Source organism: Streptomyces sp. CA-106110, assembly GCF_050936285.1.
GTDB lineage: Bacteria > Actinomycetota > Actinomycetes > Streptomycetales > Streptomycetaceae > Streptomyces.
Genome location: NZ_JBNJNB010000001.1, coordinates 9,983,540 through 9,998,625 on the forward strand (window position 1 = coordinate 9,983,540; position 15,086 = coordinate 9,998,625).

16 protein-coding genes are annotated in these 15,086 nt (G+C 71.5%); 9 read left to right on the top strand and 7 right to left on the bottom strand.

Annotated elements, in window-relative coordinates:
• Positions 1–34: 34 nt before the first annotated feature.
• Positions 35–1,297, top strand: coding sequence for a YbfB/YjiJ family MFS transporter (locus ACQEXA_RS46110; protein ID WP_432924855.1), 1,263 nt, complete (start codon positions 35–37; stop codon positions 1,295–1,297).
• A gap of 79 nt (positions 1,298–1,376) precedes the next feature.
• Positions 1,377–1,982 (top strand): GOLPH3/VPS74 family protein, encoded by a 606-nt coding sequence (locus ACQEXA_RS46115; RefSeq protein WP_432924853.1) that lies wholly within the window; start codon positions 1,377–1,379, stop codon positions 1,980–1,982.
• 557 nt (positions 1,983–2,539) lie between these two features.
• Here ACQEXA_RS46115 and ACQEXA_RS46120 read toward each other — a convergent pair.
• Together ACQEXA_RS46120 and ACQEXA_RS46125 are read right to left on the bottom strand one after the other, a co-directional pair.
• Positions 2,540–3,235, bottom strand: coding sequence for an SDR family oxidoreductase (locus ACQEXA_RS46120; protein WP_432924851.1), 696 nt, complete (start codon positions 3,233–3,235; stop codon positions 2,540–2,542).
• Between the two features lie 155 nt (positions 3,236–3,390).
• Complete coding sequence (locus ACQEXA_RS46125; RefSeq protein WP_432924849.1) at positions 3,391–3,780, bottom strand: YybH family protein; 390 nt, start codon at positions 3,778–3,780, stop codon at positions 3,391–3,393.
• 82 nt (positions 3,781–3,862) lie between these two features.
• Here ACQEXA_RS46125 and ACQEXA_RS46130 point away from each other — a divergent pair, with 82 nt between their 5' ends.
• On the top strand, positions 3,863–4,492 hold the full coding sequence (locus ACQEXA_RS46130) for a TetR/AcrR family transcriptional regulator (protein ID WP_432924847.1): 630 nt from the start codon (positions 3,863–3,865) through the stop codon (positions 4,490–4,492).
• Positions 4,493–4,541: 49 nt separating this feature from the next.
• Positions 4,542–5,105 carry a CGNR zinc finger domain-containing protein gene (locus tag ACQEXA_RS46135; RefSeq protein ID WP_432924845.1) on the top strand — a complete coding sequence of 188 codons (564 nt, stop codon included), beginning with the start codon at positions 4,542–4,544 and terminating at the stop codon, positions 5,103–5,105.
• 352 nt (positions 5,106–5,457) lie between these two features.
• On the opposite strand, the gene ACQEXA_RS46140 is transcribed toward ACQEXA_RS46135, so the two are convergent.
• Positions 5,458–6,516 (bottom strand): alpha/beta fold hydrolase, encoded by a 1,059-nt coding sequence (locus ACQEXA_RS46140; protein WP_432924843.1) that lies wholly within the window; start codon positions 6,514–6,516, stop codon positions 5,458–5,460.
• A gap of 360 nt (positions 6,517–6,876) precedes the next feature.
• Here ACQEXA_RS46140 and ACQEXA_RS46145 point away from each other — a divergent pair, with 360 nt between their 5' ends.
• From ACQEXA_RS46145 to ACQEXA_RS46155, 3 genes are all read left to right on the top strand, one after another.
• Positions 6,877–7,044, top strand: coding sequence for a hypothetical protein (locus ACQEXA_RS46145; RefSeq protein WP_432924841.1), 168 nt, complete (start codon positions 6,877–6,879; stop codon positions 7,042–7,044).
• A gap of 91 nt (positions 7,045–7,135) precedes the next feature.
• Positions 7,136–7,315, top strand: a complete 180-nt coding sequence (locus tag ACQEXA_RS46150) for a hypothetical protein (RefSeq protein ID WP_432924839.1) — start codon at positions 7,136–7,138, stop codon at positions 7,313–7,315.
• A gap of 208 nt (positions 7,316–7,523) precedes the next feature.
• Complete coding sequence (locus ACQEXA_RS46155) at positions 7,524–8,504, top strand: D-cysteine desulfhydrase family protein (protein ID WP_432924837.1); 981 nt, start codon at positions 7,524–7,526, stop codon at positions 8,502–8,504.
• A 93-nt stretch (positions 8,505–8,597) separates the two neighbouring features.
• Here the strand turns inward: ACQEXA_RS46155 and ACQEXA_RS46160 are convergent, their stop codons facing one another.
• From ACQEXA_RS46160 to ACQEXA_RS46170, 3 genes are all read right to left on the bottom strand, one after another.
• Complete coding sequence (locus ACQEXA_RS46160; protein ID WP_432924835.1) at positions 8,598–10,079, bottom strand: SPFH domain-containing protein; 1,482 nt, start codon at positions 10,077–10,079, stop codon at positions 8,598–8,600.
• 142 nt (positions 10,080–10,221) lie between these two features.
• Positions 10,222–10,440, bottom strand: a complete 219-nt coding sequence (locus ACQEXA_RS46165; RefSeq protein WP_359396036.1) for a hypothetical protein — start codon at positions 10,438–10,440, stop codon at positions 10,222–10,224.
• 27 nt (positions 10,441–10,467) lie between these two features.
• Positions 10,468–11,892, bottom strand: coding sequence for an amidase (locus ACQEXA_RS46170; RefSeq protein WP_432924833.1), 1,425 nt, complete (start codon positions 11,890–11,892; stop codon positions 10,468–10,470).
• A 158-nt stretch (positions 11,893–12,050) separates the two neighbouring features.
• On the opposite strand from ACQEXA_RS46170, the gene ACQEXA_RS46175 reads away from it, so the two are divergent.
• Both ACQEXA_RS46175 and ACQEXA_RS46180 read left to right on the top strand, forming a co-directional pair.
• Positions 12,051–13,085: a LacI family DNA-binding transcriptional regulator gene (locus tag ACQEXA_RS46175; RefSeq protein WP_433132879.1), complete on the top strand. Its 1,035-nt coding sequence runs from the start codon at positions 12,051–12,053 to the stop codon at positions 13,083–13,085.
• 143 nt (positions 13,086–13,228) lie between these two features.
• A complete protein-coding gene (locus ACQEXA_RS46180; protein ID WP_432924829.1) occupies positions 13,229–14,662 on the top strand; it encodes an aldehyde dehydrogenase family protein in 1,434 nt (477 codons plus the stop codon).
• Between the two features lie 3 nt (positions 14,663–14,665).
• On the opposite strand, the gene trxA is transcribed toward ACQEXA_RS46180, so the two are convergent.
• On the bottom strand, positions 14,666–15,052 hold the full coding sequence (gene trxA / locus ACQEXA_RS46185) for a thioredoxin (protein ID WP_432924827.1): 387 nt from the start codon (positions 15,050–15,052) through the stop codon (positions 14,666–14,668).
• Positions 15,053–15,086 lie beyond the last annotated feature (34 nt).

Consider the following 15,086-nt stretch of genomic DNA (forward strand, 5'->3'; position numbering starts at 1 on the left):
CACGCTCCCCGGACCACCTCCAGAGGACTCCCTCATGAGTGCGCGCATCCAGCGCCCTTCAGCCACCGGAACGAACGTCCCCGTGAACTCACCCTGGGCGCATGTCGCCAGGGCGGCCGCCGCACTCGCGGCCGGTATGGGAGTGGGCCGGTTCGTTTACACCCCGATCCTTCCTCTCATGCACGCCCAGGCCGGACTCTCCGCGAGCGCGGGCGCGAACCTGGCCACCGCCAACTACGCCGGCTATCTCCTCGGGGCCCTGATGGGCATCCTCGCCCCCGCGCTGATCCGCTCGCCCTTCGCCCTTCGGGCCTGCCTGGTCGCTCTGACCCTCACCCTGGCCGGGATGCCCGCGACGCACAGCACGGCCGTGTGGCTCGTACTGCGACTACTGGCCGGGATCGCCAGCGCCCTGATCTTCGTCATCGCGGCGAACTCCCTGCTCAGCCACCTGGGCGAGCACCCCGCCCATCTGCCCGGCTGGGCGTTCGGCGGAGTCGGCGCGGGTATCGCGCTGTCCGGGCTGCTGGTCCTCGTGCTGCGCACCGCCGCCGACTGGCAAGCCGCCTGGTGGGCCTCGGCCGCGCTCTGCGCCGCACTCGCCGCCGTCTCCTGGAACCTGCGTCCCGAGCGGACGCCCCCGGCCGTCGCAGGTGCCACGGCCCGGCGTCCTAGGACGTCCACGCACCGCTGGTTCGGTGCGCTGTTCGCCAGCTACACGCTCGAAGGCGTCGGCTACATCGTGGCGGGCACCTTCCTCGTCGCCGCGATCGGGCAGAACTCACCGGGTTGGGTCGGCGCCGGCGCCTGGGTACTGGTCGGTCTCGCCGCCGTGCCGTCAGCGGCCCTGTGGGCCCGGCTGGGGCGCCGCTGGTCGCGGCCCGACCTGCTGCTGGCCGCACTCGTCGTCCAGGCGGTAGGTATCGCCCTGCCCGCGGTGCTCGGGTCGGTGGCGGCCGCGCTGCTCTCCGCGCTCCTGTTCGGCGCCACCTTCATCGGTGTCAGCACCCTCGCGCTGGCGACGGGCGACCAGCTGCGGTATCCGCGGTCCGTCGCCCTGCTGACCACCGGGTACTCCGTGGGCCAGATCCTCGGTCCGCTGGTCGTCGCCCCGCTGCTCCAGCACGGTTACCAGCGGGCCCTGCTGCTGGCCGCTGCCGTGGTCCTCGCCGCCGCCCTCGCGTCGGGAGTCCTCCGGATCGGATTCCCGCACCACATGGCGGCCGTACGGCACGGTGGTTCCGAGAGCCCGTCGACGGCCGTCGACGCCGCTCCGGCCTCGGCAGACCGCACCTGAGCCGGCCGCGTTAGGGTCGGGCTGACGGGGCGGGCGCTCAGCGACGCGCTGCCACCAAGTCCGAGACGTGGAGCCACGCATGACCATCGCACGGGACCTGCTCATCGTCGCCCTGGACGCTGCCCCGGGCCGTCCTGCCGAACCGGGTGACCTGTCGCTTTCGCTCGCGGGGGCCGAGTTGCTCGACCTCATGGACGCCCGTGCCGTTTCGCTGGACGGGGACCTGCTGGTCCCGGCAGACCCGCCGGTGACGGACGACCGCATGCTGCAGGAGGCCGCGTCGTCACTCGTCCGGCAGAGCCCGTACGAGTCGGTCGAGGACTGGCTGTGGCGCAGAGGGCGCGGTCTGTCCTCGGCGTATCTCGCCGCCTTCGAGGAGGAGGGGCTGTTCGCCCGGCAGCGCCGTCGCTGGTTGCCGTCCTGGACCGGTGAGGCGGTGCTGATCGACTCGCCCGCCCGGCGGGAGGCGACGGACCGCTGGGCCGCCGGGGAGCCCGTACTGGCCACGCTCGCCGGGACCGCGGGGATCCGTGAGATGCCGGCCGACGGACTCCCGGACGACACCGACGAGGCGGTGACGACGGTACTGGGCGCCGTCGACGACGCGGTGACGGAACTGACGGCCGTACGGCAGCGGCGGGACATAGAGAAGGCGGCGTTCGACAACATATGGCGGGGGCAGTGACGGGTGTGCCGTGCGGCCTCTCGATGCGCGGGGCAGTGACGCATGTGCGGTGCGGCGCGAGGGCAGTGACGGGTGAGCCGTGCGGCGCCTGCATGCGCGGGGCGACTGATGTCGTGCGGGGCGAGTGACTCGTATGCCGTGCGGCGTACGTGATGCGCGGGGCCGTTGCGTGTGAGGGACCGGGCTGCGGTGTGGTGCGGGGCCGCTGCGTGCGGCGGACGGACTACGGGTTGCGCCGGCCTTGGCGTGTGCGGCGGACGGCCGCCGGGATTTCGCGGGTCGTCCCCGGAATCGAGAGGAGTTCGGCGAGCGCGGTAGAGAGCTGCCGGTGCCCGGCAGACGGCTCACCGGGATGCGCGGGGCCGTTGCGCGGGAGTGAGCAGGCTGCCGTGTGGTGCGGGGCCGTGGCGGGCGGCGGGCAGACTGCGGGTTGCGCGGCTGGTCACCCGAACGCGGTGCGGCGTAGGAGATGCGCGCGCCGGTCGGACACGGGTTGTGCGGGGCCTTGGCGTGTTGCGGGGGTCGGCCGCCGGAGTCAGGCCGTTCGGCCCCGGTATTCAGAAAGGCTCGGCGTCGAGGGGGCGGCACAGGTTTGCCTTGACCTCCCTTGTGCGCTCGTCGGCGAGTACCTCGACCCGGTCGTCGGCCAGGGCCTGAACGGTCTGCTCGGCGACGTCCTCGGCGCTGAGCTTGGGCACGTCCACCCAGGAGGACAGGTCCGTCTCCACGAACCCGGCGTGCACTCCGACGACCAGGGTGCCCTGGTCCCGCAGCCCCTCGCGCAGCGCACCGGTCAGCGACCACTCGGCCGCCTTGGACGCCGCGTACCCGGGCCATCCGGGCCGGGGGAGCCAGGACGCCACCGACAGGATGTTCACCAGGGCGCCGCCCCCGTTCCTGGCCAGGACCGGGGCGAAGGCGCGGGCGACGGCCCAGGTGCCGAAGAAGTTGACCTCGAGGGCCTGGCGGGCCCCGTCGAAGGGGCCTTCGATGAGCTTGGTCTCCCAGCCGCCCACACCGGCGTTGTTGATCACGATCGTCACGTCGCCCGCTGTGCCGGCGGCCGCGGCGACCTCATCGTGATCGGTGACGTCCAGACGTAGCGGCGTGACATCGGCATCGGTCACGCTTTCGGGGTCCCGCGCGGCGGCGTAGACCTTGAGCGCCCCGTGGTCGAGCAGCACCCGTGCGAATGCTCTGCCGATGCCGCGGTTGGCGCCCGTGACGAGAGCCACCGATCCCTTGATGTCCATCGCTCGGCCTCCGCCCACTTTTTCCGTCGTGTGCAGGGGCGGGCGCCCGGCGCGTGAACGGGGCGCAACCCCTCACGACTCACCATCGCGCCCGGAATCAAGGCCCGCATCCGCGAGGGCTTCTGACTCCCGTCCACGTCGGTAGGGCAGGCGTGTCAGTGGTCGGTGATGACCCGGGACACGTGGTACTGCCGGATCCGCCACGCGTCGTTCTGGCGCTGGAGTACCAGCGACATATGGACCGGCGCCTCCCAGCCGTGCGGGTCCTTGAAGGTCACGTCCGCGAAGCCGCCGGCCACTTGATCGCCGATGGTGTACGTGCTCAGGACGGTGACGTCGGCCGAGCGGTCGTCCGCCACCGCGTCGTAGTAGGCGCGCACCGCGTCGCGCCCGGACGTGACCTCGGGTCCGAACCCCTGGAAGAGCGCATCGTCCGTGAACAGGCCGGCCATCGTCTCGACCTGGTGTCCGTCGAAGGCGGCCTTCCAGCGCTCGAGGATCTCGCGTACGGGATCAGTGCTGGTGTCGGTCATGCGATCCGTCATGGTGTCGGTCTCCTGACGTACTGAGGAAGGAATAGACGACCGGTCTAGTAAAAATGTAGTCGACCGGTCGTAGACTTGCAACATGGGACGCAGCAGTGATGCCAGGGAGAGGATCCTCGCCGCCGCGCAGTCGCTCATCGAGCAGCGCGGCTATTCCGCGCTGGGGGTGGCCGAGATCTGCAAGGCGGCGGGTGTGCCGAAGGGCAGCTTCTACTACTTCTTCGACTCCAAGGAGGAGCTGGCCCTCACAGTTCTCGACGAGCACTGGGCCGGCCAGCGCGACGCCTGGATCGGCATCCTGGGGGGCGAGAGGCCGCCCCTGGAGCGCCTGCGGCGGCTGTTCGAGGCGACCGAGGCGGAGCAGCGCGCCGGGCAGCAGACCTGTGGAACCGTCTCGGGCTGCCTGTTCGGGAATCTGACGCTGGAGATGAGCAACCAGACCGAGGCCATCCGTGCTCGGCTGCAGCAGATCTTCGAGGCGCAGGTCGAGTTGGTCGAGGTGGTCGTCGAGGAGGCCCGCGAGCGCGGCGAGGTCACCGTCCCGGACAGTCACGAGGCCGCCCGGTCCGTGGTCGCCCAGCTCGAAGGTCAGGTGCTCTTCGCCAAGCTCTACAACGACACGCACCGCCTCGATGCCCTGTGGGCGAACTGCCTGGCCCTGTTGGGTGTCACCGCGCCCGGCGTCACTCGCGAGGGTGCATCACTTGTCTGAGAGGTGACGGGCGGTTGTGGTTGCCTGCGTCACCTGTCAGAATGGTGTTGTGAAACTGGAGCACGCTTTTCCGTGCGGGAGTCCCGCGCTCGACTTCGCCGCGACGCTCCGCGCGCGCCGGACGGTGCGGTTCGAGATGCTGGTGTCGCCGGACCGCCTGGACGCGTGGTACGTCGAGTCCGGGATCCTGGATGCCGTCACTCCCAGCCGTGAGTCCGACGTCGAGCGGGCGATCGAGGTCCGTGAGGCGATCTACGAACTGGTCTCCGCCAGGGTCGCGGGCGAGGAGTACGACCGCGCGGCACTGGCGGTGGTGAACGGCGCCGCCCGCAAGCCGCCCGCCACGCCCCAGCTCACCCCGTCCGGACGCTGGACCGACGCGACTCCCGAAGAAGCGCTGTCCACCGTGGCGCGCCACGCCGTCGAGCTGCTGAGCGGACCGGACGTGCCGCTGATGAAGGAGTGCGGCAATCCGGAGTGCACGCGCGTCTACATCGACCGCTCGCGCGGCATGCGCCGGCACTGGTGCGGCATGGAGTCGTGCGGGAACAAGCTCAAGGCTCAGGCCTACCGTGCGCGCAAGAAGCAGGTACAGGCTCACCAGTTGGATTAGCGAAGCGTAGTGAACCTGTGGCAGAGTGCTACGCGCACGCCCGGCGCCCAGGCGACGTTGGGCACCCTCCTCGGTCGGGCATTGCGGCCCGGTCGACCAGCGTCCGGAGGGACGTGCTACGCGGGCTGGCGGCTCCTGTCGTTCAGTACCAGAGCACGAAGGCGATTGGCTCCCAAGGCTGAGCAACGCTCAGACTCGCCAAGCCAGTCAGAGACGCTTCTGCCGCACGCTGACGTGGGTCTCCTGGCGCTCGCGCATCGGACGGGGGTTGGCAGGAGGCCGGTTCGCCGGGCGGGAGAGGGGATCGTCCCGCCCGCCGGTGGACCGGCCGTTGCGCCGGGCGGCTCGCGGGTCAACCGCGCCGCAGGGTGTCGGCCTCGACCACCGCTTCGGCGAACGCCTGCGGAGCCTCCTGGGGCACGTTGTGGCCGATCCCCTTCAGGGTCCGATGCGCGTAGGGGCCTGAGAACTTGTCCCGGTACATGGCACCGTCCCCGGCGGGGGTGAACGGATCGCGTTCGCCGTCGAGGGTGACCGTCGGCACCCCGATCACGGGACCCTTGGCAAGCCGCTGCTCGAGGCCGTCGTAGCGCGGATCGCCCGCCGCCAGCCCCAGCCGCCAGCGGTAGTTGTGGATCACGATGGCGACATAGTCCGGGTTGTCGAACGCGGCGGCGGTGCGGTCGAAGGTGGCGTCGTCGAAGTTCCAGGTCGGTGAGTTGAACTTCCAGACGAGCCGCGCCAGTTCGCGCCGGTACTGCTTGTTCTCCAGCCCGAGCCGGCCGCGTTCCGTGGAGAAGTAGTACTGGTACCACCACGCCCACTCGGCCTGGGGCGGCTGCGGCTGCTTGTTGGCCTCCCGGTTGGTGATCAGATACCCCGTCACGGAGACCAGGGCCTTGCAGCGCTCGGGCCACAGCGCCGCGATGATGTCGGCCGTCCGTGCCCCCCAGTCGTAGCCGGCGAGGACGGCCTTCTCGATCCTCAGCGCGTCCATCAGGGCGGTGATGTCGAGGGCGACCACCGACTGCTGGGCGTCGCGGAAGGTCTTTCCGGACAGGAAACGCGTCGTCCCGTGGCCGCGCAGATAGGGCACGATCACCCGGTAGCCCTTCGCCGCCAGCAGGGGCGCGACCTCGATGTAGCTGTGGATGTCGTAGGGCCAGCCGTGCAGCAGGATCACCGCGGGCCCGTGCGCGGGGCCGGCCTCGGCGTAACCGACGTCGAGAACGCCGGCCTTGATCTGCCGCAGTGCTCCGAATGAGGGATGCCCCTGGTTGGCGGCGGTGGGCTCCGACGCCGGCGTTCCGCCCGCCTTGGACTGTGCGGACGCCGTCGAGGACACCCCGGTCAGGGATGCCGCGACCGCGCCGGCGCCCGCGAGTCTGCCGAAGCTCCGCCTGCTGACCATGCGAGACCCCTTCTCCTCGGCTGTACGGCCGTCGCGGCCGTGTGAGCGGCGCCCCGTCCGCGTTCCGATCGCGGGATCCCGGTGTCCGCCATAGGCTCGTGGCACGACCCTGGCACGCCGGATATCACCTGTCAAACCGGTGATGTACGTACAGTAACCACTTGGAGCCGGGTCCGGCCGCAGATTCCGTGTGCAGGCTCATTCGCCTTCTGCCTGGGGATTCGCAGACCTTTCGCGGTGCGTCGCGCCGGCGTGGCTGTTCTGGGGTAGTGACGGTAACCACCTTGACCGGTGATCGACATCTTGCCAGTATCGTCACCAGTCGAACCGGCAACGGTTCCTGCGGAGGAGAGCATCCCCATGGCACCGTGCACCACGACGACTCGGACGAGTTCGGCCTCAGCGGTGCTCCGGCTCGAACCGAGCGGGGTCGACCCACAGGCCACCGACGAACTCGGCGCCGCTGCCCACCAGTTGTGCCTGTACGCCTTGGCCGCCCGGGGCGACATCCCGGTGACCGTCGTCTGAGCCGACACGGCGACCGCCGGGGCGTCAGCCCCCGGCCCCGCCGGCCCGGTCAGAAACCGTGAGCCGGCCCGAGCGAGCAGAGGAGCACGAGATGACGCAGGAGAAGACGCAACTGCCGGACGCGACGGAGACCGCGCGCCACGCACGCTTCGGAAAGCTGCCGGAGCGCATTCGCCTGGAGGACACGGTGGAGGAACGGCCGGCGACGATCCCTGACCCGGCCAAGGACACCTACAACCCCGACGAATGGCTCGTGCGCACCTGCCTGTGAGCCCGGCGGCCGGCACCCAGCAGTGGCCGGCCGGCACCAATTCCCACCCATGAACGGGGATTCCCCATGACGATACCCAAGACCCTAAGGATCCTGACGGCGCTGGTGGGCGTGGTCGTGATCGGCTTCGGCTGCTACACACAGGTCTTCTGACGCGTTTCGGCGCCACCGGGCGGGACCCGGTCGGCGCCCTCTCCTTGGAGTCTCCATGAACGACAAGATCGCCCTGTCCACCTGGCCCACGCCACTGGAGCCGGCGCCTCGGCTGGCGGCGGCACTGGGGCTGGGCGAGGACGACCTGTGGATCAAGCGGGACGACCTCATCGGCCTGGGAGGCGGCGGCAACAAGGTCCGCAAGCTGGAGCGGCTGCTCGCGGCCGCCCTCGCCGAGGGCGCGGACACACTGGTCACCACGGGTGCCCCGCAGAGCAACCACGCCCGTCTGACCGCGGCCGCCGGGGCCCGTCTCGGACTCGATGTCGTGCTGGTCCTGTCCGGTACGGCCGACAGCGCAGGGGGCGGCTCCGGGAACCTGGTGCTCGACAGCCTCTTCGGGGCGAGGGTCCACTGGGCCGGGGACGGCGCTCCCGGTGGCCTCGCCGAGGCCGCCGACGAGCTCTGCCTGCGGCTGCGCCGCGAGGGAGCCCGCCCGTATCTGATCCCGTTCGGCGGCTCGAGTCCCCTCGGAGCGCGGGGCTACGTCGACGGCGGCGAGGAACTGAGGGCCCAACTGCCCGACCTCGCCCAGGTCGTGGTGGCACTGGGCTCCGGTGGCACGATGGCCGGGCTGATCGGCGCCCTGGGGGAGGAGCGCGTCCTCGGCGTGCACTGCGGTGCGGTCGCCGATCCGGCCGCCACCGTGGCCGGCCTCGCGACTGCCGTCACCGGCCGCACCGTGACGGCGGAGTCCCTGCGCATCCGCACCGATCAGGTGGGCGCCGGCTACGGAGTCCTGCACGAACCCGTCCTGCAGGCGATGCGGACGGCGGCGACCACCGAGGGCATCGTCCTGGACCCCGTCTACAGCGGTCGCGCCATGGCGGGACTGATCGCGGCCGTCAAGGACGGCGACATCCGTGCGGGCCGGCGCACCGTGCTCCTGCACACCGGCGGACTGCCCGGCCTGTACGGGCATGCCGAGACCGTGCGCCGCTCCGTCGCCGCACTGGACTCCCACGGGGCCGGCTGAGTTCCGCGCGGACCGGAAAGCGCTTCGGGCGTACGGGAACCGACTCCCGTACGCCCGAAGCTCACCGCCTCAGCGGCTGTGACGCCAGGTGATCTAGCCCTCGTTCTTCTCGACCACGACCTTCTCCGGGCGCGGCGCCACCGCCCCGTTGAGGCCCGCCGATCCGCCCGCCGGCGCCCCGTTGCCGTTCATGGAGGACAGCAGCTGACGCGCGAGGCCCAGACCGGTGCCGCCCATGGTCAGCGCCTTGGCGAACATCTCGGCCATGCCGTCGGCGCCGTTGAGCAGCACCATGTTGTCGACATTGCCGAAGGCGGACGCGCCCGCCCGCACGATCTCCGGCCAGTTCTCGGCGAGTTGCTGCGCCACGACGGCTTCCTGGTTCTCCGCGAGGGCAGCGGCGCGTGCCTTGATGGCCTCCGCCTCCGCGAGACCCTGGGCCTTCGTGGCCTCGGCCTCCGCCAGACCCTTGGCCTGCGCGGCGGCAGCCTCCGCCTCACCGGTGGCACGGGTCGCCGCCGCCGTGGCCGTACCCCGCGTCTTGGTGGCCTCGGCCTCCGCGCCCGCGGCCGTCTTGACCCGGGTCGCCTCGGCGGCGGCCGCCAGCTCGGTCTCCTTCGCCTTGGCCTGCGCCGCCGAGATCCGTGCGTCACGCTCGGCCTCGGCCAGCGTGCGCTTCTCGTACGCTTTCGCGTCCGCCGGCTTGCGCACGTCCGCCTGGAGCTGCTGTTCGCGCCGTTGCGCCTCCAGCTCGGCCACCCGGGTCTCCTGTACCACGACCTCCTGCCGGGCCCCGGCGTCGGCGAGCGGACCGGCCTGCCGTGCCTTGGCGGCCGCCTTGTCGCGCTCGGCCTGGTAACCGGCCTGCAGGATCTCGCTGTCCCGGGTCGCCTCCGCCATCCGCGCGTAGGACTGCTGCTCCGCCTCGGTGGCGAGCCGGTTCGCCTCCGCCTGCGCGATGCGCGCGTCCCGCTGCACGGCCGCTGCGTGCGGCATGGCGAGGTTCTGGATGTAGCCGGTCGGGTCCTCGATCTCATGGATCTGCAGCGAGTCGACGATCAGACCGAGCTTCTCCATCTCCGTGCCGCAGGCGGCCCGGGTCTGACCGGTGAGCTTCTCCCGGTCGCGGATCATGTCCTCGACCGTCAACCCGCCCACGATGGACCGCAGATGACCCGCGAACACGTTGTGCACCCGCTCCGACATCAGCTTCTGCTGATCGAGGAAGCGCCGCGCCGCGTTGGCGACCGACACGAAGTCGTCGCCGACCTTGAAGATGACCACGCCCCGCACCTTCAGCGGAATGCCCTGGTGCGTCACGCAATCCACGTGCAGTTCGGTCTCGTTGAGGTCGAGCGAGAGCTTGCGCACCGCCTGCACACCCGGCAGCACCAGCGTGCCGCGCCCCGTGACGATGCGAAAGCCCATTCCTTCCTCGAGACCCTCGGTCCGATGCTTCGAACCGGAAATGATCAACGCTTCGTTGGGCTCCGCGACACGCCACATGAGCCTGAAGACCACAACGATGAAGACCAGCACGAGGACGGCAGCCCCCGCGACGACGCCGATGACCATCGGCAAACGCCCCCTTTGCCTGGTGCCGGGTTTCGGCACCGAACGAACGGAGTGTGCGCCTGCGCAAGACCGTAATGAAGACGCTGACGGATCCTTGTCACATTCTTGACAGGCACGCCGCTCCAGCTGCGGTCGTACGGGCTCAACTGCCGTACGCGGCCTCGACGTAGACGGTCCGCGGCGGGAGGTAGTCCACCACCATCACCACCGTGCCCGGTTCGAGACGGCCCCGCCCGTCGGCTGGATACGCGAGGAAGTGCTCGGCGCCGCCGCGCACACGGACGATCACCTCGCCGACCAGCCCGGGACCGACGGTACCGGTGACCCGCCCCATCAAGCCCACCATCGACGCATCGTCCATGGTCACAGCGTACGGCCCGAACGCGCCTTACGCCGCCTGCGCGTTCGGGGCGCCTTCGGACGGCGGCCACGCCTCGTGCCATGCGAGGTCCGCCTCCAACTGGGCCGCCAGGGACACCAGTAGCGGCTCGCTGTCGGCCGGACCGAGCAGTTGGGCGCCCACCGGCAGCCCTCCGTCGACGAAGCCCGCCGGGACGTTCACGCCGGGCCAGCCCAGCACGTTCCACGGCCAGGCGTACGGGCAGGCCGCGATCATCGCGCGGTCGGTGTTCCAGCCGTTCATCTGGGCGAGCGTTCCGATACGTGGCGGGGGAGTGGCGGTCGTCGGCGCGAGGATGACGTCGTACGTGGCGAAGAGCGCCCCCACACGCCGGTGCAGCGCCGCCTCCGCCCGGCGTGCCACGCGCAGCGGCGCCCCGCCGAGCAGCCTGCCCAGGCGGGCGGCGTCCCGGGTGCGCCGGTCGAGCAGATCCGGGTGCGGCACGTCCCGCACCCGCTCGGCGATGCCCGCGGTGGCACGCGGCACGAAGGCGAGCCCGATCTGTCCGTAGCGCGGCTCCGCCTCCTCGACCACGTGCCCCAGAGCGGCGAGCCGTTCGGCGAGCGCGCGGACCCGTTCCCGGACGCGGGGGTCGAGTTGGGTGGGCAGCGCGGTGAAGGGCGGCTTCAGCGAGAGCGCGATGCGCAGCCGGCCCGGGTCGCGCCCCACCGCGGCCGAGACGTCGAGCGCCTGCGGGCGGTGCAGATCGCCGTCGTGGTTGCCGCTCGCCGCGTCCAGGAGCAACGCCGCGTCCGCGACCGTACGGGCGAGTGTGCCGTTGACCGTGATGCCGTGGAACGACTCGGGGCGGGGCCAGGTCGAGATCCGGCCGCGCTGCGGCTTGATGCCGACCAGATGCGTCCAGGCGGCCGGGATGCGGATCGACCCGGCGCCGTCCGAACCCAGCGCCGCCGGCACCAGGCCGGCCGACACCGCCGCCGCGGAACCGCCTGAGGAACCGCCCGGGGTATGGCCGAGGTGCCAGGGGTTGCGGGTGGCGCCGAAGGCCGGCCCCTCGGTGAAGGGCCACTGCCCCAGCTCACAGGTGTTGGTCTTGCCGACGATCACGGCCCCGGCCGCCCGCAGCCGCCGCACCGCCTCGCTGTCCTCGGCCATCGGCGGGAACTCGCCCCGGCAGCCGAACGCGGTCGGCGCGCCCGCCACGTCCATGTCGTCCTTGACGGCCACCGGCACGCCGAGCAGCGGTCGCCGCACCCCGGCCGCCAGTTGTTTGTCGGCCGCCTCGGCCTCGGCCGGCGCGGCCTCGCCGCGCACCAGCCGGAAGGCGTTGACCGAGGGCTGTGCCGCCGCGATCCGGTCGAGCGCCCACTCCACCAGCTCACGGGAGGTCACCTCGCCCGCGGCGAGCGCGCGGGCGCTTGCGGCCAGCCCGTCAGTACGGTCGGAAGCCATGCGGGACACCTCCGCGAGTCCATGGTCTACCGAACGGTAACCTGTCACTGCGTCATTCGGGCGGAAACGCGCAACTTCCCTTGCGGGGGCGGATGTTGTGGCCCGTATCGCCCCCTGGAAGCGGTCGCCCGCAGCCGTTCTGCAAGGATGCGTGCCTCATGGTGCAGATACCGGAACAGCCCGTCCCGTCGTCGCCCGTGCCGTCCGCCGCGCCGACGAGCGCCGATGTGGCGCGACTGGCCGGTGTCTCCCGGGCCACCGTCTCGTACGTCCTGAACAACACCAGCGCCGTACGCATCAGCGAACCGACGCGCCGGCGTGTGCACGAGGCCGCCGAGGAGCTGGGGTACGTTCCGCACGCCGCCGCCCGCAGCCTGCGCGCCGGGCACAGCCGGATGGTGCTCATGCCCTCCCCGAACGTGCCCGTGGGCCCGCTCTACAGTCAGTTCTTCAACGAACTGCAGTGGGCCCTCAGCCGTTTCGACTACACAGTGGTCCAGTACGGCAGCGTCGGCCTGGGCGGCGACGAGGCCGCCAGGGCGTGGGCCGAACTGCGGCCCGTCGCCGTCATCGTGCCCGGTGGCGGCCTCGGCCCCCGGGGTGTGCGCGTCCTCAAGCGCTCCGGCGCACGCGCCGTCGTCACCCTCGGCCCCGAACCAGTCGAGGGCGCCCACGCACTGCTCCTGGACCACGGCGGGGTCGGCCACAGCGCAGGGGTTCACCTGCTGGCCGGGGGACGCCGCCGCGTCGGGGTGGTCGTCCCGCGGGAGCCGGGTCTCGAGTTCTTCTCCAAGGCACGGCTGGACGGGGTCCGCAGGGCTCTGCGGGGCACCGGGGCGACCGTCACCGAGCTGCCGCTCGCCTACGAGGAGGAGGCGGCCGCCGGGCTCGCCGCGCGGTGGCGTTCGCTGGGCCTGGACGCCGTGTTCGCGTACAACGACGAGTACGCGATGCTGCTGATGCGCGCGCTGCAGGACGAGGGCGTGGACATCCCTGCGGAGACGGCCGTGGTGGGCGCGGACGACCTGATGCTGGGGCGGCTGCTGCGGCCCCGGCTGAGCACGGTCCATATCGAACTGCCGTCCGGACACCATCTCGCCGAGCTGGTCGACCGGGTCGTGCGCGATCCTGGGAGTGTGCCGGAGGTGCACGAGGTGCTCGGGGCGCGCGTCGTGCACCGGGAATCCAGCTGACCATCGACGCGTGGCATACGGTCGCGGTGGCAGCGACCGGCGGCGGACCCGCCGGGCCGTCGCCGGGTTCCCGAGCCGGCCGCCCCTGACACGGGACTCCGTTGGTGCCGCAGTCCCGCCCGGTGACCGATGGGAGAGCCGTGATGCCGCTCGACCCCCAGACCTGGCAGCCCCACCGGCTGACCGGCGCCGAGTACGCCGTCACCGAGCCCGCCACGGGTGACACGCTCGCCACCGTGACCCTCGCGTCCGAACAGGACGTCGAGTCCGTGGCCGGCCTCGCCCGTACGGCCCAGCGGTCCTGGGCCGACGCCCCGCACTCCGTCCGCGCCGCCGTGCTCCGCAGAGCGGGTGACCTGTTCGCCGCGGACTCCGGAGAACTGCGCGACTGGATCGTCCGCGAGTCCGGTTCGGTCCCGGACAAGGCGGCCCTCGAGCTGCACGTCGCCGCGCAGGAGTGCTATGAGGCAGCGGCGCTGGCGTCCCGCCCCACGGGCCGGGTCCTGCCGTCCGAGGCGCCCCGGCTGTCGTACACCCGGCGGGTCCCCGTCGGAGTGGTGGGCGTGATCGCGCCGTTCGACTTCCCGCTGCTCCTCGCCGTCCGTTCCGTCGCACCGGCACTCGCGCTGGGCAACGCCGTCGTGCTCAAGCCGGACCCCCGCACCGCCGTCTGCGGCGGCCAGTCGCTGGGGGCCGTCCTCGCCGAGGCCGGACTGCCCGAGGACCTGCTGCACGTGCTTCCCGGTGGACCCGATGTGGGTCAGGAAATGGTCGCCGACCCCCGTATCCCGGTGATCTCCTTCACCGGGTCGACCCCATCGGGCCGCGCCATCGCGGAGGCCGCCGGACGCCATCTGAAGCGCGTCCACCTGGAACTCGGGGGCAACTCGGCGCTGATCGTCCTGGAGGACGCCGACCTCGACGCCGTGATCGCCACGGCTGCCTGGGGATCGTTCTTCCACCAGGGCCAGAACTGCATGACGACCGGCCGCCACCTCGTTCACACCTCGCTGTACGACGAGTACGTCGAGCGGCTCGCGGCCCGCGCCGACTCCCTTGTCGTCGGGGACCCGTACCGCGAACAGGTGCATCTCGGCCCGCTCATCGACCGCGCCCAACTGGAGCGCGTCCAGGGCCTGGTCGAGGCGAGCCGGGCTCGCGGTGCGAAGCTCGCGGCGGGCGGCACCCACCGCGGCCTGTTCTACCGGCCGACGGTGCTGGCGGGCGCCGGCGACTCCACACCCGCCTACACGGAAGAGGTCTTCGGGCCGGTCGCGCCCGTGCGCCCCTTCCACACACCGGAAGAGGCCGTCGTCCTCGCGTCCGCGGGACCCTACGGCCTCTCCCTGGGAATCGTCACCCGGGACACCGCGCGCGGCCTCGAACTGGCCGAGCGCATCCCCACGGGCACCGCCCACATCAACGACCAGACCATCAACGAAGAGGCGGTCGCCCCGTTCGGTGGCATCGCAGCATCCGGTACCGGCGCCCGCCTCGGCGGCGAGGCCGATCTGGCGGCCTTCACCGAACTGCGCTGGACGACGGTACGCCGTGAGGTGGCGAGGTACCCCTTCTAGGGGTCACTCCCCGTTCTGCTCGGCGTTCGCCTGCTGCGCGGCGACCGCCTTGCGGACCTCGTCCATGTCCAGCTTGCGGGCCTGCCCGATGACGTCGTCGAGGGCGGCCTGCGGCAGGGCGCCCGGCTGAGCGAACACCGCGACCCGGTCGCGGACGATCATCAGCGTCGGGATCGACTGGATGCCGAAGGCCGCCGCCAGCTCGGGCTGCGCCTCGGTGTCCACCTTGCCGAACACCAGGTCCGGGTTGTCCGTCGCCGCATTCTCGTAGACGGGGGCGAACTGACGACACGGCCCGCACCAGGACGCCCAGAAGTCGATCAGGACGAAGTCGTTGTCCTGGACCGTCTGGTCGAAGTTCTCCTTGGTGAGCTCCACAGTGCTGCTCATCGCGATTTCCCTCTTCCTGGTGTCGGGGCTGAGC

Bases quoted from the DNA above. Each gene is read 5' to 3' on its own strand.
- ACQEXA_RS46110 (WP_432924855.1), top strand. From the start codon at position 35: ATGAGTGCGCGCATCCAGCGCCCTTCAGCCACCGGAACGAACGTCCCC.
- ACQEXA_RS46115 (WP_432924853.1), top strand. From the start codon at position 1,377: ATGACCATCGCACGGGACCTGCTCATCGTCGCCCTGGACGCTGCCCCG.
- ACQEXA_RS46120 (WP_432924851.1), bottom strand. From the start codon at position 3,235: ATGGACATCAAGGGATCGGTGGCTCTCGTCACGGGCGCCAACCGCGGC.
- ACQEXA_RS46125 (WP_432924849.1), bottom strand. From the start codon at position 3,780: ATGACGGATCGCATGACCGACACCAGCACTGATCCCGTACGCGAGATC.
- ACQEXA_RS46130 (WP_432924847.1), top strand. From the start codon at position 3,863: ATGGGACGCAGCAGTGATGCCAGGGAGAGGATCCTCGCCGCCGCGCAG.
- ACQEXA_RS46140 (WP_432924843.1), bottom strand. From the start codon at position 6,516: ATGGTCAGCAGGCGGAGCTTCGGCAGACTCGCGGGCGCCGGCGCGGTC.
- ACQEXA_RS46145 (WP_432924841.1), top strand. From the start codon at position 6,877: ATGGCACCGTGCACCACGACGACTCGGACGAGTTCGGCCTCAGCGGTG.
- ACQEXA_RS46150 (WP_432924839.1), top strand. From the start codon at position 7,136: ATGACGCAGGAGAAGACGCAACTGCCGGACGCGACGGAGACCGCGCGC.
- ACQEXA_RS46155 (WP_432924837.1), top strand. From the start codon at position 7,524: ATGAACGACAAGATCGCCCTGTCCACCTGGCCCACGCCACTGGAGCCG.
- ACQEXA_RS46160 (WP_432924835.1), bottom strand. From the start codon at position 10,079: ATGGTCATCGGCGTCGTCGCGGGGGCTGCCGTCCTCGTGCTGGTCTTC.
- ACQEXA_RS46165 (WP_359396036.1), bottom strand. From the start codon at position 10,440: ATGGACGATGCGTCGATGGTGGGCTTGATGGGGCGGGTCACCGGTACC.
- ACQEXA_RS46170 (WP_432924833.1), bottom strand. From the start codon at position 11,892: ATGGCTTCCGACCGTACTGACGGGCTGGCCGCAAGCGCCCGCGCGCTC.
- ACQEXA_RS46175 (WP_433132879.1), top strand. From the start codon at position 12,051: ATGGTGCAGATACCGGAACAGCCCGTCCCGTCGTCGCCCGTGCCGTCC.
- ACQEXA_RS46180 (WP_432924829.1), top strand. From the start codon at position 13,229: ATGCCGCTCGACCCCCAGACCTGGCAGCCCCACCGGCTGACCGGCGCC.
- trxA (WP_432924827.1), bottom strand. From the start codon at position 15,052: ATGAGCAGCACTGTGGAGCTCACCAAGGAGAACTTCGACCAGACGGTC.